This is a genomic window from Streptomyces sp. NPDC048516, assembly GCF_043199875.1.
In the GTDB taxonomy this organism is placed as follows: Bacteria; Actinomycetota; Actinomycetes; order Streptomycetales; family Streptomycetaceae; genus Streptomyces.
On the sequence record NZ_JBICWS010000005.1, the window covers coordinates 318,512 to 339,142 of the forward strand.

General features: G+C 69.6%; 15 protein-coding genes. 2 read left to right on the forward strand and 13 right to left on the reverse strand.

All coding sequences use genetic code 11. The annotated features are described in order from the left end of the window. Positions 1-69 precede the first annotated feature (69 nt). The 4 genes from ACGFR7_RS13115 to ACGFR7_RS13130 all read right to left on the reverse strand — a co-directional run bounded on the left by ACGFR7_RS13115 (position 70) and on the right by ACGFR7_RS13130 (position 5,194). On the reverse strand, positions 70-1,350 hold the full coding sequence (locus ACGFR7_RS13115) for an MFS transporter (RefSeq protein WP_393317224.1): 1,281 nt from the start codon (positions 1,348-1,350) through the stop codon (positions 70-72). A gap of 235 nt (positions 1,351-1,585) precedes the next feature. Further along, positions 1,586-2,590 (reverse strand): endonuclease/exonuclease/phosphatase family protein, encoded by a 1,005-nt coding sequence (locus tag ACGFR7_RS13120; RefSeq protein WP_393317614.1) that lies wholly within the window; start codon positions 2,588-2,590, stop codon positions 1,586-1,588. Between the two features lie 256 nt (positions 2,591-2,846). Beyond that, positions 2,847-3,578 (reverse strand): TetR/AcrR family transcriptional regulator, encoded by a 732-nt coding sequence (locus ACGFR7_RS13125; protein WP_393317227.1) that lies wholly within the window; start codon positions 3,576-3,578, stop codon positions 2,847-2,849. Next, positions 3,575-5,194, reverse strand: coding sequence for an MFS transporter (locus tag ACGFR7_RS13130; protein WP_393317230.1), 1,620 nt, complete (start codon positions 5,192-5,194; stop codon positions 3,575-3,577). Before ACGFR7_RS13130 ends, ACGFR7_RS13125 begins: the two co-directional genes overlap by 4 nt. A gap of 283 nt (positions 5,195-5,477) precedes the next feature. Here ACGFR7_RS13130 and panB point away from each other — a divergent pair, with 283 nt between their 5' ends. Both panB and ACGFR7_RS13140 read left to right on the forward strand, forming a co-directional pair. Next, entirely contained in the window at positions 5,478-6,338 is an 861-nt protein-coding gene (gene panB, locus ACGFR7_RS13135; RefSeq protein WP_393317233.1) for a 3-methyl-2-oxobutanoate hydroxymethyltransferase, read from the forward strand. A gap of 834 nt (positions 6,339-7,172) precedes the next feature. Next, on the forward strand, positions 7,173-7,841 hold the full coding sequence (locus ACGFR7_RS13140) for a response regulator (RefSeq protein ID WP_393317236.1): 669 nt from the start codon (positions 7,173-7,175) through the stop codon (positions 7,839-7,841). An 81-nt stretch (positions 7,842-7,922) separates the two neighbouring features. On the opposite strand, the gene ACGFR7_RS13145 is transcribed toward ACGFR7_RS13140, so the two are convergent. From ACGFR7_RS13145 to ACGFR7_RS13185, 9 genes are all read right to left on the reverse strand, one after another. Beyond that, complete coding sequence (locus ACGFR7_RS13145) at positions 7,923-9,155, reverse strand: acetyl-CoA carboxylase biotin carboxylase subunit family protein (RefSeq protein ID WP_393317239.1); 1,233 nt, start codon at positions 9,153-9,155, stop codon at positions 7,923-7,925. 3 nt (positions 9,156-9,158) lie between these two features. Beyond that, on the reverse strand, positions 9,159-9,656 hold the full coding sequence (locus ACGFR7_RS13150; RefSeq protein WP_393317242.1) for a flavin reductase family protein: 498 nt from the start codon (positions 9,654-9,656) through the stop codon (positions 9,159-9,161). Then, positions 9,653-11,002, reverse strand: coding sequence for an LLM class flavin-dependent oxidoreductase (locus tag ACGFR7_RS13155; RefSeq protein WP_393317245.1), 1,350 nt, complete (start codon positions 11,000-11,002; stop codon positions 9,653-9,655). The genes ACGFR7_RS13150 and ACGFR7_RS13155 overlap by 4 nt, the downstream gene beginning before the upstream one ends. An 88-nt stretch (positions 11,003-11,090) precedes the next feature. Continuing rightward, positions 11,091-12,053, reverse strand: a complete 963-nt coding sequence (locus ACGFR7_RS13160) for a D-2-hydroxyacid dehydrogenase family protein (protein WP_393317248.1) — start codon at positions 12,051-12,053, stop codon at positions 11,091-11,093. Position 12,054: 1 nt separating this feature from the next. Then, positions 12,055-13,059 carry a mandelate racemase/muconate lactonizing enzyme family protein gene (locus ACGFR7_RS13165; protein ID WP_393317251.1) on the reverse strand — a complete coding sequence of 335 codons (1,005 nt, stop codon included), beginning with the start codon at positions 13,057-13,059 and terminating at the stop codon, positions 12,055-12,057. Next, positions 13,056-14,438, reverse strand: coding sequence for a DUF6025 family protein (locus ACGFR7_RS13170; protein WP_393317254.1), 1,383 nt, complete (start codon positions 14,436-14,438; stop codon positions 13,056-13,058). Before ACGFR7_RS13170 ends, ACGFR7_RS13165 begins: the two co-directional genes overlap by 4 nt. Beyond that, positions 14,435-16,993 carry an aconitate hydratase AcnA gene (gene acnA / locus ACGFR7_RS13175; protein ID WP_393317257.1) on the reverse strand — a complete coding sequence of 853 codons (2,559 nt, stop codon included), beginning with the start codon at positions 16,991-16,993 and terminating at the stop codon, positions 14,435-14,437. Before acnA ends, ACGFR7_RS13170 begins: the two co-directional genes overlap by 4 nt. Positions 16,994-17,026: 33 nt before the next feature. Further along, entirely contained in the window at positions 17,027-18,409 is a 1,383-nt protein-coding gene (locus tag ACGFR7_RS13180; RefSeq protein ID WP_393317260.1) for a citrate/2-methylcitrate synthase, read from the reverse strand. A 34-nt stretch (positions 18,410-18,443) separates the two neighbouring features. After that, positions 18,444-20,015, reverse strand: a complete 1,572-nt coding sequence (locus tag ACGFR7_RS13185; RefSeq protein WP_393317263.1) for an amino acid adenylation domain-containing protein — start codon at positions 20,013-20,015, stop codon at positions 18,444-18,446. Positions 20,016-20,631 lie beyond the last annotated feature (616 nt).

A 20,631-nucleotide genomic window follows, 5' to 3' on the forward strand; every position in this document is an offset into this window, starting at 1 on the left:
CGGCTTCCTTCCCGGGGCCTGCCCGGCTGGTGGGCCTGCCCGGCCGACGGAGCCGGCCGTGGGCGGCGGTCAGCCGAGGTGGCCCTCGGCCGCGGTCTGCGCACCGGCGGACTGCCCGGCCTCCGCCTGACCGCTGCGGGTCTCACCGCTGCGGGTCCCGGCACCGCGGGTCCCGGCACCGCGGGCCACGATCCGGGAGGAGTCGTGGGCACCGCGGTCCAGGAGACCGGCCACGACGGCGACGGCCAGGCCCAGGGCGGCCAGCACCGCGCCGACCAGGGTCGGGGAGGTCCAGCCCCAGCCTGCCGCCAGCGCCAGGCCGCCGACCCAGGCACCCCCGGCGTTGGCGAGGTTGAAGGCGGACTGGTTGGAGGCGGCGGCCAGCGTCGGGGCCTGCTGGGCCTTGTTCATGACCAGCATCTGCAGGGGCGTGGTGGTCAGGAAGCCGACCGCGCCGATGAGGACGACCGTCACCAGTGCCGCCCACTTCACCTGGGCGGTGAAGTGGAAGGCCGTCAGGACGAGAGCCAGCGCGGCCAGCGAGCCGTAGAGGGTCGGGCGCAGGGCCCGGTCGGTGAGCGGTCCCGCGGCGAGCGCGCCGATGGTCATCCCGATGCCGAAGAGGGCGAGGACCAGCGGCACCGAGCCCGCGGCGAAGCCCGTGACCTCGGTCATCATCGACGCGAGGTAGCTGTAGACGGCGAAGATCCCGGCGAACCCGAAGACGGTGGTGAGCAGGCCGAGCAGCACCTGCCGGTTGCCGAGCGCCCGCAGTTCGCTGCCGAGGCCGGTGCGCTCCTCGGCCGGCAGCGGGGGGATCAGCCGGGCCAGGGAGGCCATGGCGGCCAGCCCGATGGCGGCCACCACGAGGAAGGTGGCACGCCAGCCGAGCTGCTGGCCCAGCAAGGTCGCGGCGGGGACGCCGATGATGTTGGCGACGGTCAGGCCGAGGAACATCGTGGCGACCGCACGGGCCTGGCGGCCCTCGCGCACCAGCCGGGCGGCGACCACCGCGCCGACGCCGAAGAACGCACCGTGCGGGAGCCCCGCCAGCAGCCGGCCGGCGATCAGCAGCCCGAAGGTGGGAGCCAGGGCGGAGGCGAGGTTGCCGACGGTGAAGACCGCCATCAGGCAGACCAGCATCCGCTTGCGCGGGATACGGGAGCCGAGGGCGGTCAGCAGCGGAGCGCCGATGACGACGCCGAGGGCATAGGCGGAGACGAGGTAGCCGGCGGTGGGCACCGAGGTGCCCAGATCGTCCGCGACGTCGGGCAGCAGGCCCATCATCACGAATTCCGTGGTGCCGATACCGAAGGCCGAGATCGCAAGCGCGAGCAGAGCCAAGGGCATGAAAGACCTTTCAGGGTTTTGCGTGCGGGCGGGCACGCAGCGCACGGACCGTAAGTACTTAAGTTCTCTTACGGAACAAAGTCTCTCAGGCGCAGTATTCCAGCGGGGGAACGGGGCGTGACGAACCCGCGTCGGATCACCGTCGGCAGTCCGTCGCGATCACCCTCGACAGCCCATCCGGACCCTCCTCAGCGGCCCGCCCCGGATCCCCCTCGGCCGTCCGTCAGCGTGCCGGTCAGATCTTCACCGTGGCCGCGACCGGAAGGTGGTCGCTGCCGGTCTCGGGCATCACCCAGGCCTTGACCGGGGCCATCCCCTTCATCATGATCTGGTCGATCCGGGCCATCGGGAACGCGGCCGGCCAGCTGAAGCCGAAGCCGTCGCCCGCCGCGCCCTGGGCGGAGCGCATCTGGGAGGTGACCGGGGCCAGCGAGCGGTCGTTCATGGTGCCGTTGAGGTCGCCGAGCAGCATGACCTTCTTCTCCGGGTCGGCGGCGATCGCCTCGCCGAGCGCCGCGGCGCTGCCGTCACGCTGGTTGGCGGTGAAGCCCGCCGCGACCTTGACGCGTACCGAGGGCAGATGCGCGACGTAGACGGCGAACTTCTGGCCGTCGGCGGCGGTGACGGTGGCCCGCAGCGCGCGGGTCCAGCCCATCTTGATGTCCACCGGCTTCGTCTCGGACAGCGGGCGCTTGCTCCACAGCCCGACGGTGCCCTCGACCGTGTGGTACGGATACGCCTTTGCCAGCCCCTTCCGGTAGGCGGGCAGGGCGTCGCCGGTCAGCTCTTCCAGGGCCACCACATCGGCGTCGGAGGCCACGATGTCCCTGGCGGTGGATGCCGGATCGGGGTTGTCGGCGTTGACGTTGTGGGTGGCAACCGTGAGATTGCCGCCGTTGCCCGCCTTGTCGGTGATCTGCCCGCCGAAGAGGCTGACCCAGGCGAAGGCCGGCAGCACCAGCGCCACCAGCGCGGTCGCCGAGCGGCGCAGCACCGCGACGACGAGCAGCAGCGGGATGCCCAGTCCCAGCCACGGCAGGAAGGTCTCCAGCAGACTTCCCAGGTTCCCCACGGTGTTGGGGATCTGGGAGTGCAGCATCATCAGCAGACCGAGCAGGACCGCGAGCACCGCGAGCACGATGCCGCGCCGCCACATGCCCTCGGGACGCCACCAGTTCCGCAGGCGTTCGGCCCGGGAACCGGCCTGCCCGGGGTTGTGCCCCTGTCCCGGCTCCGTCATGTATGCCTGCGCCATGTAGCTGTCCTCACTGCGTTGCTCCGCCGCGCCTCACCTGTGGTCTCCGACCCTAGGCGATGGTCCGTAATGCGCTTTCTTAGAAGTGAGGACGGCATGGTGGCGGGTCGGGGTTCCGGTATAGGGGTTCATGACAGCGGCTGTGACAGAACGGGCATGGGCCGGTCATACGGGGCCGTCTGCGCACGGAGTTCCGGGGCCGGGTTTCCCTGCCCCCAAGCCCTCTGCCGTGCCGAGGAGTTCAGCCGGTGCCGCCCGCCGCCGTACCCGCTGCCGTCGCACCCGGTGCCGCCGCATCCGCTGCCGCTGTATCCGCTGCCGTCACATCCGCTGCCGCCGGCCGTACGCCCTCCAGGACCATGTCGACGATGTCCGCCGGCAGGCTCTCGGGCAGTTCCTTCCACTCGTGGAGAAGGGCGCGGGCCAGCATCGGCCCGACGAAGAGATCGGCGACGGTCTCCAGGTCCCGGTCGGTGCGGATCTCGCCGTTCGCCACCCCGCGCCGGAGCACCCCGAGCAGCGCCTCGCGGCGGGCCCGTACGACGGTGTCGTGGTACTCCGCCCACAGCTCGGGCTGTGCCTGGACATGACTGACGAGGGTGCGCAGCAGCGCGGAGCTGCGCTTGGCCAGGCCGCGACGGCGCAGGAATTGCAGCAGCGAGACCAGGTCGTCGCGTACCGAGGTGCCGTCCAGGAGCGGGCCCGGGACGTCCAGGGACCGCATGACATCGAGCATCAGCGCGCTCTTGCCCGGCCAGCGGCGGTAGACCGTGGCCTTGCCGACGCCTGCCTCGCGGGCGATGCGCTCCATGGACAGCTCACCTATGGAGGCCCCGTCCTCGATCAGGCGCAGCACCGCCTCGATGATGGCCGAGTCGGCCGCGGCGCTGCGCGGCCGGCCGCGGCGCCCGGGGACCGCCGGGCCCGGCCGCTGTCCGGCCGCCGCCCCGGAGTCCGCCGCCGCCCGGCTCATCGCTCCACGCCCGCCTTCCGCTCTTCCTGCGGCTCCGCCGGCCGCGGCGCCGGTGTCATTTTGCCCGGCAGGAAGGCCGCGGCCACCACGAGCCCCAGCAGCGCGACGGCGGCCGAGCCGAGCGCGGTGATGTGCATGGCGTGGATGAAGGCATCGTCGGCCGTGGCGGTCAGCGACCGGCCCGCCGGCCCCATCCTGTCCGCGAGCCCGTGGGTCGCCTCGATGGATTCCCCGGCCGCGTGCCGGGCGGCGGCCGGCACTCCCGGCAGCCGGTCGAGGGTGTCCTGCATACGGTCGCGGTAGCTCGTCGACAGCAGCGAGCCGAGGACGGCGACACCGAGGGTGCCGCCGACCTGCCGGAAGACGTTGTTGAGCGCCGAGCCGGAGCCGGCCTTCTCCCGGGGCAGCGCCTGCATGACCGCGACGGTGGCCGGCGGCATGATGTGTGCCATGCCGGCGCCCTGCAGGAAGAACAGCGCCTCCAGGACCCAGATCGGGGTGTCGGTGTCCAGCAGCAGCATGCCCGACATGGTGGCGGCCACCACGAACATGCTGAAGGTGCACACCGCGCGGGCGCCGTACTGGTCGACGGCGAGCCGGGCCCGGGGCGCGAAGATCGTCTGGGCGGCGGCCAGCGGCAGGAACAGCATCCCGGCCTGCAGCGGGGTGTAGCCGCGCACGCTCTGGATGTAGAAGACGGTGAAGAACGCGACACCCATCAGCGCGAAGAAGACCAGCGCGATGGCGGCGATGGCGGCCGAGAAGGCGGGGCTGCGGAAGTAGCTGATGTCGATGGACGGGTGGTCGCTGTGCTTCTGGTGCAGCACGAAGACGATCAGCACCGCCAGGCCGCCGGCGATCGTGCCGACCACCTGCGGGTCGGTGAAGTCGGCGAGCTGGCCGCCCTTGATGATGCCGTAGACCAGCAGAACGAGTCCGACGACGGACAGCAGCACCCCGAACGGGTCCAGCCGGCCGGGACCTGGGTCCTTGGAGTCGGGCACCAGGATCACCATCGCGACCAGCGAGACCACCACGACCGGAGCGTTGATCATGAAGACCGAGCCCCACCAGAAGTGGGTGAGCAACAGCCCGCCGGCGATCGGGCCGACGGCGATGGCCAGACCCACCCCGCCGGCCCAGATGCCGATCGCCCGGGGCTGCTCGTCCCGCTCGAAGACGTTCATGAGGATGGCGAGGGTGGACGGCATCACGAAGGCGCCGCCCAGCCCCATCAGCGCGCGGAAGGCGACCAGCTCCGCCGGCGATCCGGACACCCCGGCGAGCACCGACCCGGCGCCGAAGACGGCCAGGCCGACGAGCAGCGTCTTCTTGCGGCCCAGCCGGTCGCCGAGCAGGCCCGCCGTGAACAGCAGACCGGCGAAGACCAGCGTGTAGGCGTTGATCGCCCACTCCAGCTCGCTCTGGGTGGCGCCGAGGCCGAGCGGAGCCGGTGTGGCGATCGTCTTCATGGCGACATTGAGGATCGAGTTGTCCAGCACCACGATCAGCAGGCTGAGCATGAGGGTGGACAGGATCGCCCAGCGGCGGCGGTGGACGGGGTCCGGGATCTGTCGGGGCGGCGGTGCGCCCGGGGTGCTGGAGGAGGAGGCCATGCCGGCACCCTAGGGTTATTCCGATACGGGGCCGTTCCGTATCGGGAAGCCGCGCGGAGGGTCCCTTCTTCCGGGCGAAGCGGTAGCCGTCTTCCGGCGGAAGCGAGAGCGGTCGCCGGGCTAAGCCCGAATGACTTCCGGGCGGAGCAAGCGCCGTCTTCCGGCCGAAGCGAGAGCGGTCACGTCCGTTCCCCTTTTCCTTTGTACGCGGGCCGTGCCAGCATGGAGACGAGTCCGGGGACACCGTCAGGGTGCCTCGAGATGACGAACAGGAGCCGTCACCATGACGCAGCCTTCGCCTGCCCAGAAGCCGGTTGCCAAGTCTCTGTACGGGGGCTCGGGGTCGCGCCGGATCACCGTCCGGGACATCGCCGCCGCCAAGGAGCGCGGCGAGAAGTGGCCGATGCTCACCGCCTACGACGCCATGACCGCCTCCGTCTTCGACGAGGCCGGCATCCCCGTCCTGCTCGTCGGTGACTCGATGGGCAACTGCCACCTCGGTTACGAATCCACCGTGCCGGTCACCATGGACGAGATCACCCTGCTGTCCGCGGCGGTCGTCCGGGGCACGAAACGCGCGCTCGTCGTCGGCGATCTGCCGTTCGGCTCGTACCAGGAAGGCCCGGTGCAGGCGCTGCGCAACGCCACCCGGCTGGTGAAGGAAGCCGGAGTGGGCGCCGTCAAGCTGGAGGGCGGCGAGCGCTCCGCCGACCAGGTGGAGCTGCTGGTCTCCTCCGGCATCCCGGTGATGGCGCACGTGGGGCTGACCCCGCAGTCGGTCCACGCCTACGGCGGCTACCCCGTTCAGGGCCGCGGCGAGGAGGCGGCCCAGCAGCTGCTGCGGGACGCCAAGGCGGTGCAGGACGCCGGTGCGTTCTCGGTCGTCCTGGAGGCGGTACCCGCCGAGCTGGCGGCCGAGGTCACCCGTTCGCTCTACATCCCGACCGTCGGGATCGGCGCGGGCCCGGACTGCGACGCCCAGGTCCTGGTGTGGACCGACATGGCCGGAATGACGGCCGGCCGGGTCCCGAAGTTCGTCAAGCAGTACCTCGACCTGCGGGCACAGCTCGGCGGAGCGGCCAAGGCATTCGCCGAGGACGTCGTCGGCGGAGCGTTCCCGGCGGAGGAGCACACCTTCCACTAGCACTGCGCTGCGACTTCGTGAGCCATCCTCCGGGTGCGTCTGCGAGCCCTCGTCGGTAGTGGCTTCGCCTGGCCATGACCGGGTGACCTCTGCGCCGGTTGACCAGTCCGGCAGTCTGGCTGAGACGATCAGATGTAGCGGCTCCTGACCGTGCACGGGGTGGTTCGGATCGCCGGGCCGTGTGACGTCGCGGTGCCCGGCGATCCAGTTGCGGACGCGACAGTGGTCCGGTCCGGTATGAGCCTTGGCGGTCTGGACCACTCCTCGACGCGTCAGCAGCTGCCGACCTGCGGGGTCCGGTTCATCAGCAGCCACGCCGGATCGAGTGGCATGGCTGCCGCGACAGCAGCATGACCCCCGCGGCGATGAGATCGAGGACCACACGCCACCTGCGGTGGGGCCCGGTGTGCGTTCCCCCCCGAGAGCCTCAGGGTAATTTTACGCAAAAAGCTCTTTGCCTGGGGAATCTTGTTTGGAGCGCATTCATCAGGATCAATGGTCTCAGGCGACAGGTTACAGCCGCCTGAGGCGTCGGGGTCCGACCAACCTGTACTCCACGCCTGCCTGTTGAGTCGAGCGCGCGCCGAACGCCTCAACAGGCCTCAAAGCGTTCAGGGAATAGGGGGACCGGCCGTTGTACCCGACCAGACTCATACGTGCACTCCACACCCAACCGCCGTTATCGGTTCGACGAGGAACTGATCACAGTCGCACAGGTGATGGGCTGATGGGTGAATCGCTGATCCGAGCCCTGCCGGCCGGAAAGAACGTGACCGCGACGGGCCGGGGAGCGCGGCCGTCCACGAAGCCGCTCGCCGCCGAACGGCGTGTGTCATGATCGAAGTCCTGGTCGTGGATGACGACTTCTACGTCGCGCAGATCAACGCGCGCTACGTCTCCAAAGTCCCTGGCTTCCATGTGGCGGGCAGGGCGCAAAGTGCGGCCCAGGCGTTCAGCGCCGTCGTACGCGGCGGTATCGATCTGATCCTCCTCGATCAGTACCTGCCGGATGAAAGCGGGCTGTCCCTCACACGCCGACTGCGCCGGCACAGCCAGGACATCGACGTGATCATGGTGACGGCAGACCGGAGAGCCGCTTCGATCCAGGAGGCTCTGCGTGCCGGAGTTCTCCAGTACATCATGAAGCCCTTCACCCCCGAGGGGCTGCGCCACAAGCTGGAGGCGTACGCCTATCTGCGCGGCGCCCTGAGCGACGTGGAGATGGACCAGGAGAAGGTCGACCGCATCCTCGGCACCCTTCGCACCTCAGCCGCCGCCAGGCCCATGCCCAAGGGCTATACCGAGCGGACCGCCGAGCTGATCCAGCAGATCGCCTCCCGGACGAATCGGCCGGTATCGGCCCATGAGGTGTCGGAACAAGCAGGGGTCAGCCGGTCGACCGCTCAGCGGTACCTCAAATACCTCGAGGAATCAGGCAGGTTGCGGATCACCCTGAAGTACGGGGACAGCGGCCGCCCCGAACACTACTACTCCGGCGCGTGACACCGAAGGGAGAGTGGGGACAGTGCGGAGCGGCCTGCGAGCTCGGCGTGTCGTCCGTCACCAACGTGCCGGACAGAACACCTAGCGCCATTCGGCGCTCGTGCGCCACCACTCCATGAGCCCCGCCATGCGTTTGCGGACCTCCTCGGCGGTCCCCGCATGGACCAAGGCAGTGGCCGCCGCATCAACTGCGTGCTGCACGCCCTGCCGCTGCGCCCCGGCCTTCAGCAGCAGATTCAGCTCTGCTCCCGGTACCGGGCAGGGCTCTGCCGGTGGTGCGAAACTGCCGTGGCCGGGCGGGAGGAGGACCCAGCCGGCGGCCGGGTCGGGAGCCACCGGCTGGTGGGTCAGCGCGAGGTCCGCGCCGCACTGCGCCCGCAGTCCCTCCCTTGCCAGATGGATCCCGAAGGCACGCTCATAGACGTCGGCGACCAGGGCGCCGCCCGCCCGGCTGGCGATCTCGCACATCACCGGTACGGCGTCCACGCCGATCCACGCTTCGAGATGGAAGGCGAGGGGAAGCGGCGCGGCGGGCAGGACGGCGATCACCTCCGCGGCCATCCGCTGCAGCACGGCGGTGCGTTCGTCGTCCGGTGCGAGCAGCACGCTGCTCACCTGCGTATGGTCGCGGACGCGCTCCGCGAGGCCACCGCTGTACTGGGCCGGCCAGGCGTGGACGATCCGGCCGTCCCTCATGATGCCGTCCACATGAAAGAAATCCCCGTGCACAAAGCTCTCGGCCATCCACTGGCCCGGCAGATACGGCACGTCCGACTCGCGCTGGCGACCGAGGAAGGCGGTCACGTCCTGCATGGTGCGCAGGATCGCGACCCCCTCAGCCCCCGCCCCGAAACGAGGCTTCACCACGAGGGGAAAGCCCTCGGCATCGATGAAGTCGAGCAGGTCCAGCGGATCGTCGATCGCGGCGAAAGCGGGCACGCGGATACCGGCCGCACGCGCCAACTGCTTCATGACCACTTTATCCCGGTACGCGGTGGCGGAATGGGTGCCCTGGCCGGGCAGTCCTAGGCGGACCCGCAGCCGGGCGGCCCTCAGCACATCGCTCTCGCTGGTGCTTGCGATGAGGTCGACGCCGTGCTCACGGGCGGCCTCTTCGGCGGCCTGCCCGACAGCCCAGGCGTGGTAGTCGGACACGAGCCGATGGCGCGGGAAGCTTTCGGCGAGGAGGTCCTCCGCGCCGGCGACGGCCTTGGGCGTGGTAACCAGGACGATGTTGTCCGCGGTATCGTCCAGCCACTCCTGGAGCGGGCGCGTGGCGAGTGGCTGACGGGAGAGCAGCAGAACTCTGGGCACGGCTCAGATCCTTTCGGGTGTGTGGGAGGTGACGGGACAAAGGGCCCCGTGCAGATGCACCAGGCTGTCCCCCGGCACCCCTTCCTGCGCGTACTCGACGGCGCCCACCACCAGATGATGGTCCCCGACCCTGATGTGGTGATGCCACGAACAGACCATCCAGCACAGGCAGTTGTCGAGTAGCGGCACTCCGTGGGGGCCAACGCGCCACCTGGTGGGTGGAGCGAACCGGTCGATACCGCGGCTCGCGAACCGCTCGGCCACCTCGGACTGATGCGCGCCGAGGAGCTGCACCCCGAACCAGTCGCACTCCTCGATCAGGTTCCAGCTGCTCGACGTGTCGGCCAGTGCGAAGGAGACCAGTGCCGGCCGGGCGCTCAGAGAGGTGAACGACGTGATGGTCACCCCTGCGGGACCGGCGGAGCCGTGGGCAGTGACCACCGCGACGCCGGAGGCATGCGCCCGCAGCACCGAGCGCAATACCACCGCCTCGACGGTCACGGCATGGCCTTTGACGTGGTGAAGGCCGGTCGGGGCAGCCCCAGGTTCTCCCGCAGCGTGGTGCCCTCGTACTCGGTGCGCATCAGTCCACGCCGCTGCAGTTCGGGAACGAGCAGCTCGACGATGGCATCCAGACCGTCGGGAAGGTAGTCGGGCATGATGTTGAAGCCGTCGGCGGCCTCGTTCACGAACCAGTCCTCAAGCTCGTCCGCGATGGACTCCGGCGTGCCGAGCAGGAAGCGGTGGCCTCGCCCGGCCGCCACGGACAGATACAGCTCCCTGATGGTCAGGCCCTGCCGCCTGGCCTGCTCGTAGATCAGCTGTTGTTTGCTGGTACTGCCCTCGGTCGGCGGCAGTTCGGGCAGCGGACCGTCAAGCGGATACCCGGAGATGTCCACCATGCCCAGCTGGTACGAGAGCATGCCGAGGCCGACTACCGGGTCGACCAGCTCCTGGAGCGTGGCGTACTTGTCCTCGGCCTCACCCTGAGTGCGGCCCACCACGATGAACGCTCCCGGCAGGATCTTCACCTCGTCGGGATTGCGGCCGTAGTCGCCGGCCTGCTTCTTCAGCCCGCGGTAGTAGGTCTGCGCCTGGTCCAGGGTCTGCTGCACCGTGAAGACGACCTCGGCCCACCGGGCGGCGAAGTCCTGGCCGTCGGGAGAGGACCCGGCCTGCACGATCACCGGGTGGCCCTGTGGCGGGCGGGCCACGTTCAGCGGTCCGCGCACGGAGAAGTGCTCGCCCTTGTGCCCGAGTATGTGGAGCTTGGCCGGGTCGAAGTAGCGGCCCGACCGCTTGTCGTAAAGGAAGGCATCGTCCTCCCAGCTGTCCCACAGGCCGGCGACGACCTCCATGAACTCCCTGGCACGGTGGTAGCGGGCGGCGTGCTCCGGCTGCTTGTCCAGGTTGAAGTTACGGGCTTCGGCGTCGGTGGCCGACGTGACGACGTTCCAGCCGGACCTGCCCGCGCTGAGGTGATCGAGCGAGGCGAACTGACGGGCCACGTTGAACGGTTCGTTGTACGTCGTGGAAGCGGTGGCCGTCAGTCCGATGTGGGTGGTGTGTACGGCGAGCGCCGACAGCAGCGTCAGCGGCTCGAAGTGCACCATGCGCCCCTGACGGCTCAGCTCGTCCGAGTCCCGGTACTTGGTCCGCACTCCGGCCCCGTCGGAGAGGAAGATCATGTCGAACTTGCCGCGCTCGGCGGTCTGCACCAGCGAGCGGTAGTAGTCGAAGTCGAGTCCTCCATCAGGACGTGCGTGGGGGTGGCGCCAGGCGGCGACGTGGTGGCCCGGCGCGGGAAGGAAGGCGCCGAGCTTCATCATGCGGCGGTGCGGGCTCACGTGGATCTCCCGTTGGGCAGAGGGACGGTCTTCAAGGTCCGGCCGGATCGCGGCTGCTGGGGTCCGGGGGCTGTGCCCCCGGCAGAACTCAGCAGCCGAGGCGGCGCACAGGCGAACCCGACAAGAACGCCTGGATGTCCTCGACCGCCTGGCCGTAATAGGTGCGGTAATTGTTCAGGGACACATAGCCGAGGTGGGGGGTGGCGAGGAGCCGGGGCGCCGAGCGCATCGGGTGGCCCGCGGGCAGCGGCTCAATGTCGTAGACGTCGAGCCCCGCCCCGGCGATCCGGCCCTCGCGCAGCGCGGCGAGCAGGGCGTCCTGGTCGACGATGGCCGCTCGCGAGGTGTTCACCAGGTACCCGTCCGGCTTGATCAGGCCCAGTTCATGCGCTCCGAGCAGGCCCCGGGTGCGATCGCTCAGCGCCAGGTGCACCGAGACGAAGTCGCTGCTGCGGAGCAGTTCCTCCTTGTCAGCCGCCAGGCCCACGCCGACCTCGTCGGCGCGCTCCTTGGTGAGGTTCTGGCTCCAGGCCACCACGTCCATGCCGAAGGCGAGGCCCACCTGGGCCACCCGGCTGCCGATCTTCCCGAGCCCGAGCAGACCGAGGCGCCGGCCGTGCAGGTCGGCGCCGACCGTGGACTGCCACGGGCCGCCCTCGCGCAGCGCATTGCTCTCGGGCACCACACCCCGAGCGAGTCCGAGCAGCAGCGCCCAGGTCAGCTCGACGGGCGGCGTCGACGTGCTCGCCGTGCCGCACACGGTCACTCCGTTGTCCGCAGCCGCGGCGAAGTCGATCACCGAATTGCGCATCCCCGAGGCGATGAGCAGCTTCAGCCTGGGCAGACTCCCGAACAGGGAGGCCGGGAACGCTACTCGTTCGCGCAGGGTAACGACGATGTCGAACTCGGCGAGTGCGGCGGCCAGCGCGTCCTCGGTGGGGAAGTGTTCGGTGAAGGTGATGATCTCCACCTGGTCCTCGACCGGGCTCCAGTCGGCGACCGTCATGGCGATGTTCTGGAAGTCGTCGAGCACAGCGCAGCGCAGTTGCATGTCAGTTGTCTCCGTAGGGGGTGAGGTTCGGGCCGGCGCCGAGCCCCGGGGTCTTCGGCACGGTGATCACGCCATGGTCCACCGCGGCGCCCTGAAACGGGTCGCCTCGCAGTCCGACGTGACCGTCGAGGTCCAGGTGGTCAGCCAGGCCGGCCAGTTGCGCCATGGCCGTCACACCCAGCGCACTCTCCAGCTTGCAGCCGAGCATGACCTCCAGCCCGCAGTGCCGGGCGAGCGTGATCATCTTGCGGGCGTTGAGGAGCCCTCCGCACTTGTTCAGTTTGATGTTGACGCCGCTCACCCGGCCGCGCAGCCGCAGGATGTCGACGGGGCCGATACAGTCCTCGTCGGCGAAGACCGGCACCGGTGAATGCTCGTGCACATGGCGCAGGTCGTCCAACGCCCCCGGGGCCACGGGCTGTTCGAGGAGTTCGACGCCGTGCCGGTGCAGCTCCTCGGCGACCCGCAGGGCCTGGCACGGGGTCCAGGATCCGTTGCCGTCGACCCGGATGCGCCCGCCGTAGACCGAGCGCAGCACCCCGGCGCGATGGCCGTCGTCATCGGGGGTGAACTTGAGCTTGAGAACTGGCCAGGAGGCGAGTTCGCGGGCCCGGGCAACGAGTTCGTCGTCCGGGCACACTCCTACGGACAGGGCAGTCGGCGCCGTCGGCAGTCCGGCAAGGCCGAGGAGCTGGTTCAGCGGCTGCCCGGCAGCCTTGCCGAGGAGATCGTGCAGTGCCATGTCCACGACGGAGGTCGCCGGGGCCGTGGCGCCTGCCGCCGCAAGCCCGTCGAGCACGCGCCGCAGCTCGTACGGCGAGGCGTCCTGGAGCCAGGGCGCGCACACGTCGAGTTCCGCGGGGGCGGCCCCGCGCGCCGTGCCATATCCCGTCAATCCCTTCCAGGACAGCTCGAGCACGCTCTGGCGCACCTCGGTGGTGACACCCGTATTGCTGGTGAAGGGCTCCTTGAGGGCTATGGAGACCGTACGGTGCGTGAACTTCACCCAAGAACCTCCTCGAATGCCGCAACGACGCCGCACGCCTGACGGAACGTCATGTCAGCAAAGCCCTCGGGCTTCACGGGCACCGACGGGTCGCGGGGCGTCCCGCCCACGCGCACCCCGCTGCCGCTCTTGAAGCGGGCCCGCACATACTCCGACAGGCGGTCGCGATGCGTGGACAGCCAGGTGAGTGTGGTCGCGTACGAGTCGTCCGGCCCGGCCGCGAGCACGGTCTCGAACAGTTTCGCGAGCACCTCGGGGTCACCGGTCGACATACTGGGCGGGCAGAGCATGAAGATCTGCGCGGGCAGCAGTACGAAGCACAGCGGGTTCGCCTCGTCGAAGTTCTGGACGAGCGAGGTGGTGATGGCCCGCAGCGACCTGACCGTTGACCGGCGCGCCAGGTACCCGCCACGTCGGGGCGGGCAGCCGGCCATGGCGCGCGCGCCCCAGTGCAGATGGGTGATGAAAGGGCTTTCGGGAGCGCCGGCCGGACGGTCCGGATGGTGCATGTCCAGGAGGCCGAACAGAACGTTGGTCAACTGGAGCGACATCACGGGGAGGACCGGCGGCACGTGTCTCAACTGGTCGAAGAACCATCGTGGTTCCACCAGTGCACGCACTGTCAGCAGGACCGCTTCGGCCAGCGCGCGGGCAGAGGGGTAGCGGTGCCCTTCGAGCACATAGCCCGTACCGTCCCGCTGCAATTCGCAGCGGCCCACCTCGCCGTCCAGCCGTGCGGCATGACTGATCAACTCCGAGAGGCGGGGGCTCTGCTTCAGCTTGCTGTCGGCCTGTTCAAGCAGCAGGCAGAGCATGTCGACGACCAGCGGACCGTTGTCTACCAGAGCGGCGGCCCACTGCTTGAAGCGGTAGCCGGGAATGGCGAGCATCCGCCGCCAGTGCAGTTCGACGAGCGGGACGAGCTCCCCGTCCGCCTCCGCCAGAGTCAGCGGGCAGAACAGCGGGCGGCTTCGGTCGCGGCGGGCGAAGCCCTGTCCGTCCCATGTGTAGAGCCCGAGCATGTGCCGCTTGCCCTGTTCGATCAGCGAGCCCGGCTGGTACGCCTCGTCCCCGCCTTCGGTGTCGGCCTCGGTGCGGGTGAAGCCGTAGATGAGCGGATAGCCGTAGCCCTCGCCGCAGATCGCGGTGTTGAAGTCCATGGGCCCGGAGCGACCGAGGGCAATGTCTTCCCAGTTGCCCAGGTGCCCGGTGCGCGGCGGCAGCAGTCCCTCGTGCCGCCGCAGGAGATCGAGCAGCGTGCCGATGCGCACGTCGTGGGTGCCCACGTGGACCGGCACGAAGGTCTTGGCTCCGCAGGCGAGCGCCTCGGCGCCGGCCGCGGACCACATACCGAGCTCGTCGAGAACATGCCCGCTCATCGTGCTTCCTCGGTTCCCAGCCTGCCGAGCAGATACGGCAGGGTGCCGCCCGCCAGCAGGACGTCCCACTCCCCCGCCGAATGGACGTCGGCGCGTACGGTGAAGGAGATCCCGCCGGCGGTGACGTCCGCCTCGCCCGTCTCCCGCACTGGGCCGAGCGCCAGGTCGAACTCCTCGTGCCCGGTGAGATCGAGGTCGGCCCAACTCCGTCCCTCAGGCAGGAGCAGCGGCAGGACACCCATGGCGCAGAGATTCGCGCGGTGGATGCGTTCGAAGCTCTCGGCGAGGACCGCCCGGACTCCCAGCAGCCAAGGGCCCTTGGCTGCCCAGTCCCGCGACGATCCCATGCCGTAGCTCCGGCCGGCCAGCACGATCAGCGGTGTGCCCGAGCTCGCGTAGCGCTCCGCGGCCTCGAAGACGGGCATCCGTTCCCCACTCGGCAGGTGCAGGGTCCTGCCGCCGCTCGCCCCGTCGCCGACAAGGCGGTTGCGCAGCCGTGGGTTGCTGAAGGTGCCACGGGCCATCACCTCGTGGTTGCCACGCCGCGAACCGTACGAATTGAAGTCGCTCACCCCGTGCGCGCGCAGATGGAGTCCGGCGGGCGAGTCGGCCGGGATCGCACCGACTGGCGAGATGTGGTCGGTGCTGATGTCGTCGCCGAGCGCGAGCAGCGCCCGAGCACCGCTCAGCGGGCCGGAGCGGCCCACCGCGTCGATGTAAGCCGGGGGCTTGATGTAGGTGGAGTCCTCGTCCCAGTCGAACAGGTCGGAGCCGGGCGCGGTGACGGCTTCCCATGCCGAGTGCGACGCCGCGTCGTCGGCAAACACTTCGGGGGTCACGAACTCTGCTTCCAGCGCCTGCAGTTCGGCACTGTCCGGCCAGAGGTCCATGAGGCGGACGGGCTCTCCGTCGCTGCCGGTGCCCAGGGGTTCATTCTCCAGGTCGACACGGACGTGGCCGACCAGGGCGAGTGCGACGACGAGAGCCGGTGAGGCCAGGTATCCGGCACGCACCTGTGCGTGCACCCTCGATTCGAAGTTGCGGTTGCCGCTGAGCACCGCGGCGACCGTCAGGCTTCCGCGCTCGACGACCTCGCCCATGCCCTCGTTCAGCGGGCCGCTGCCGCCGTTGCAGGTCATGCAGCCGTATCCGGCGACATGGAAGCCCAGCTTCTCCAGATCCGCAAGCAGTCCCGCGTCCCGGAGATAGCGGGTCACGGCCCGTGAGCCGGGAGACAAGCTCGTCTTGACGTGTCGGGGGACGGTCAGTCCGCGCTCGACTGCTCGTCGGGCGAGCACCCCGGCCGCCAGCATGGCCTTCGGATTGGAGGTGCTGGTGCACGAAGTGATGGACGCGATGACGAGGTCGCCCTCGGTGAGTCCGCCCTCGCTCCGGGGTCCATCCGGAATCAAGGAGGCAAATGAGCTGGGCAGTTCAGCGAGCGAGATCCGCTGGTTCGGCCGGCTCGGCCCAGCGAGATTCGGCCCGACCTCTCCCAGGTCGAACTCGATCAAACGGCCGAACCGGGGTTCCACGGCCGCATTGTTCTCGTTGAGCAGCCGCTGGTGCCGGCAGTACTCCTCCACGAGGGATACGTCCGCCGCAGGGCGGCCGGTCTGCCGCAGATAGTCCAGGACCTCCCGGTCCACCGGGAAAAAGGCGGTCATGGCGCCGTATTCGGGAGCCATGTTGGCGATGGTGCAACGGTCGGGTGCCGACAGCGAGGCGATACCGGGGCCGGTGAACTCCAGCATCAGACCGCGTACGTCGTGCTCGCGCAGCCGCTGGGTCAGTGCGAGGACCACATCGGTCGGCGAGGTGCCGGGGCGAACTGTCCCGGTGAGCCGGACGCCGACCACCTGCGGGATCCGGATCGGCTGGGCCAGGCCCAGCATCAGGGCCTCCGCCTCCAGACCGCCCACGCCCCAGCCGAGGACGCCGAGGCCGTTCACCATCGTGGTGTGGCTGTCCGTGCCGATCACGGTGTCCGGAAACAGCAGCCCGTCTGGCCGGGAGCCCTCCGCAACGACGGTTGCCAGGCGCTCCAGATTCACTTGATGGACGATGCCTCGGCCGGGCGGGACCACCCGCAGCCCGTCGAACGCGCCCTCGGCCCACTTCAGGAACGCATACCGCTCCTGGTTGCGGTCGAGCTCCAGCGCCTCGTTCCTGGCGAGCGCGTCCGGCTGTCCCGCCCAGTCCGTCTGCACCGAGTGGTCGACGACCACGTCCACCGGCAGAGCGGGGTTGACGCGCCCCGGCTCGGCCGCGCGTGCGCGCAGTGCGGCGAGATCGACCAGGAGCGGAATACCGGTGTAGTCCTGCACGAGAATGCGGGCCGGCCGGAAGGGCATTTCCAGGTCGGGGTGCTCGCCGAGCGCAAGGCGTCTGCCGAGCGTCGCGGCCGTCGTCGGCTCCCCCGCACGCAGCAGGGACTCCAGCAGGACACGACCGCTGTACGGGACGGCGTCGAGGTCGAATGCGCTTCCGGCGGCGAATCGGGGCAGGCTGAACAACCTCGCTGCCCGACCGCCTACGTGGGTGCGGCTGATCATGGAAAACTCGCTTCTCTCTTGGCCCGTGCCGGCTCAGCGGGCCGCCGTCGGGAACTCGCGCCCCTGCGGCCCCATGTAGTCGAGGAGCGGCCGGATAAGTACGTTGTTCGACTGCTGCTCCAGCGCCTGGGCCACCCAGCCCGCGGTGCGGCCGACCACGAAGAGGGAGACCGCCAGGTCGTCGGGCAATCCGAGCAGCCGGTAGGCCAGTCCTGCGTAGAGGTCCACGTTCGGCGCGACGCCGTGCCGGTGGTAGGGCTGCATGGCGGCAGACACGGCGTCGAGGATGTCGAGACCGCGGGTGTCGCCGCGCTCCTCACTCAACTCGACGACAGTGGCGCGCAGATGACGTACCCGCGGGTCCTCCGTCCGGTACACCCGGTGGCCGAAGCCCATCACCGGTTCGCCCCGACGTCGCAGTTCGGCCACGTGCGTCCCGGCCCGCTCGGGGGAGCCCACCTGGTCGATGAGGCCCACGACCCGTTCGGCCGCCCCTCCGTGCACCGAGCCGCCGAACGCGGCGACGGCGGCGGTGAGCGCGGCCGTCATGCCGGCGCGGCAGCCGATGGCGACCCGGGCTGTGAACGCCGAGGCGTTCGCGCTGTGGTCGGCGTGGACGATCAGCCCCTTGTTGAGGAACCGCACCGCGGCGGGGGTGGGCCGCTCGCCGAGCAACGCGGTCAGGAAGGCGTCCGCGTGCGAGGTCTCCTCAGCCGGCACCAGCGGCTCCCGCCCACTGCGGAAGGCGTGGTGCGCTGCGACGATCATCGGGATCTGGGCGATCAGCGCGATACCGGCCTCGCGGGCCTGTTCATACGTCTCGTCGGTTCCGCGCTCGCGCTGCGGACCGAACGCGCCGAGCGCCGACACGCAGGTGCGCAGCGCCTCCATGGGACGAGCGTGCGCCAGCGAGCGGGCGAGGTCGAGGACCGGTCCGGGCAGTGCACGGGCGGCGCGCAGTTCCTTCTCGAAGGTCTCCAGGGCTGCGGCGTCCGGCAGTTCACCGTGGATGAGGAGATATCCCACCTCTTCGAAGGAGGCGTGCTCGGCCAGATCGTGGATGCTGTAGCCGCGGTACTCCAGGGTCCCCGCGGCACCGTCGATGCGCGTGATCGAGGTGTGGTCGAAGCTGATGCCCTCCAGACCGCGGTGCACGGTGGTGCGTTCCGCTGCCTCGGGGGCGGGGGCCGTTTTTGGGGTATGTCCACCGGCGAACGCACGGATCGCCGCCACCGAGCGCAGCGCAAGCAGCCGTTCGTCGTCGACCACGACGCCGTACGCCCCCTCGAGCGCCACCATCAGCGACACATGGCCGAGTGAGTCCCACTCCCTGATCGACTGGTACTCAAGGGTGTCGGTGACCCGGTCCTCGGCGATACCGAGGGTACGGGCGATAAGACGGTCAACGCTGCTCATGATTGCCCCTCCTGCGGACGGTCGATGTGGCGTGTCATATGAGGGCCGCCCGCTCGTCGAGCCACTGGCACAGCGCCATGCGGTCCACCTTGCCGTTGCCGTTCACCGGCATCTCTTCGATGACCTGCACGGACCTCGGCACCATGTAGGGCGGGAGGCTGGCCGTGCAGGCGTCGGTCAGAACCGCGGAGTCCTCCGCTCCCGACACCACCGCGGTGATCGTCCCGGTGTCGGGCCACAGAAGGCTGACGGCCTCCACGGCACCAGCGCGGCGCAGCACGGCCTCGATCTCGCCCAGTTCGATGCGGTGGCCGCCGACCTTGACCTGCTGGTCGTTGCGGCCGAGACAGACGAACTGGCCACGCTGTCGGCGCACCAGGTCGCCGGTGCGGTAGTAGGTCCTGCCGTCGCGTTCGAAGTAGCGCTGCGCGGTCAGTCGGGGAGCCTGCCAGTAGCCAGGCGTGGTCTGGGGGCCGGCCATGCACAGTTCCCCGGTCTCACCGTCCGGGACAGGGGCCAGCCCCTCATCGACGACCAGTGCCCGCAGGCTGGGGTACGGCGCTCCGATCGGCACGTTGTCGTGGACGCACTCCGCCGGGCTCGACCGCGGGTCCCAGCGGTAGGCCGTGCACGCGATGGTGAGTTCGGTCGGACCGTACAGGTTCTCCACGGTCGACTGCGGTGCCGCGGCCTGCCATGCCTCGGCGGTGGCCCGGGGCAGCGCCTCGCCGCAGAACAGGCTCCAGCGGAGCGTGGGCAGCGTCCCGGGCTTGAGGACGCCGCGCTTGCGGAGCATGGCCGCGACCGACGGCACCGAGAACCAGACGGTGATCCCGTTGCGCTCAAGATACTTGAATGGTGCCAGGAGCTCGATGGATTCCATCGAGCAGACTCGAGCCCCGCTCTCCCAAGCCATGAAGAGGTCGAAGACCGAAAGATCGAAGGTCTGATCGAAGGTCTGGGTGAGCCGATCGTCGGGGGTGAGCCGGTAGCGGTCCTGGTTGACGTCGAGGAACGCCCGTACGTTGGTGTGGGTGACCGGCACGCCCTTGGGCGTACCGGTACTGCCCGAGGTGAACAGCAGGTAAGCCGGGTCGTCGGGCGACACCTCGGGCAGCTGATCCAGTGGCGCCGCTGCCGCCAGGTCAGCCGCGTCCAGGACCCGTTCCGCGCCGAGACCCACGACGTCGGCACGCCGGGTGCCGGGCAGCAGGACGACCGGCCGTCGGGGCAACCCCCGGAGGACTTCTGAGAGTTCGGGCAGCGATGCCGTGTCGACGATCAGGGCGTCGACGTCGGCACGCTCCAGCATGGTGCGGGTCCGCGGCAGCGGAAACTTCGGGTTCAGCGGCACGAAGGTGGCGCCGGCGCACAGCGCGGCGGCCACTCCGAGGTAGGAGGCCTCGCTGCGGTGGGCGAACACACCGACCCGCCGAGGGCGGCCGCCGGTCGCCTCGACGAGCAGGGCGGCCCAGCGCCGGGCGGTGCTCGCGGCCTCCTCGTAGGTGTAGTCGCGACGCCCGAGGGTCAGGGCGACGTGGTCGGGGTGGACGCTCGAATGGTGGAGAAGACCGGCGCCCAGGCGACGGTTCAGCGCTGTGGTCATGTCGGTCCGAACTTCGGTAACGGGATTCCGGGGTGGCGTCTGCCGGCCGGGGCGGTCGGCCCCTCCGGCGGTGCAGGGGCGGGCCGTTGTTCGCTGATGAGCGAGCCGGGACGGGAGGCATACGCACCCGGGGCGCTCTGCGCACCCGTGGACCGACTCGTCAGGAAGGCTGAAACGGAATGTTTCGAGCCCGAACTTCCGAGTGGAACGCTCTCTACCCCCGTGCCCGCACGCTCTACCTGACGGCGGCACATGAGAGGGACCCTAGCTGCGCCTCGGCCGTGCGGAAGGTTGCGAGCGCAATGCTCCTTAACCCAGAAAATCTCGTTCTGCTCACACCGCGCCGGCCCGCTCGGCGCCCTGCCGCATCAGCCAGATGTCACTCTGACCGTCTCGGCTCCGCCGTACCCACCGATAGCAGGGCCACTGCCCCCATCACCGGCTGCCCCAGCAGGATCACGACATTGGGATTTGCAAGCAAAACAGGTTTTTCGCAGTCAAGTCGCTTTATGCGTACAACATCCGTCGCTCCTGTGCGATGACCTAGCCTCGCCGGGAGATAGGAGCGAGGAGAGCCCTCAGTATGAAGACTCAGCGTCGCACGCTCCTGCGCGGA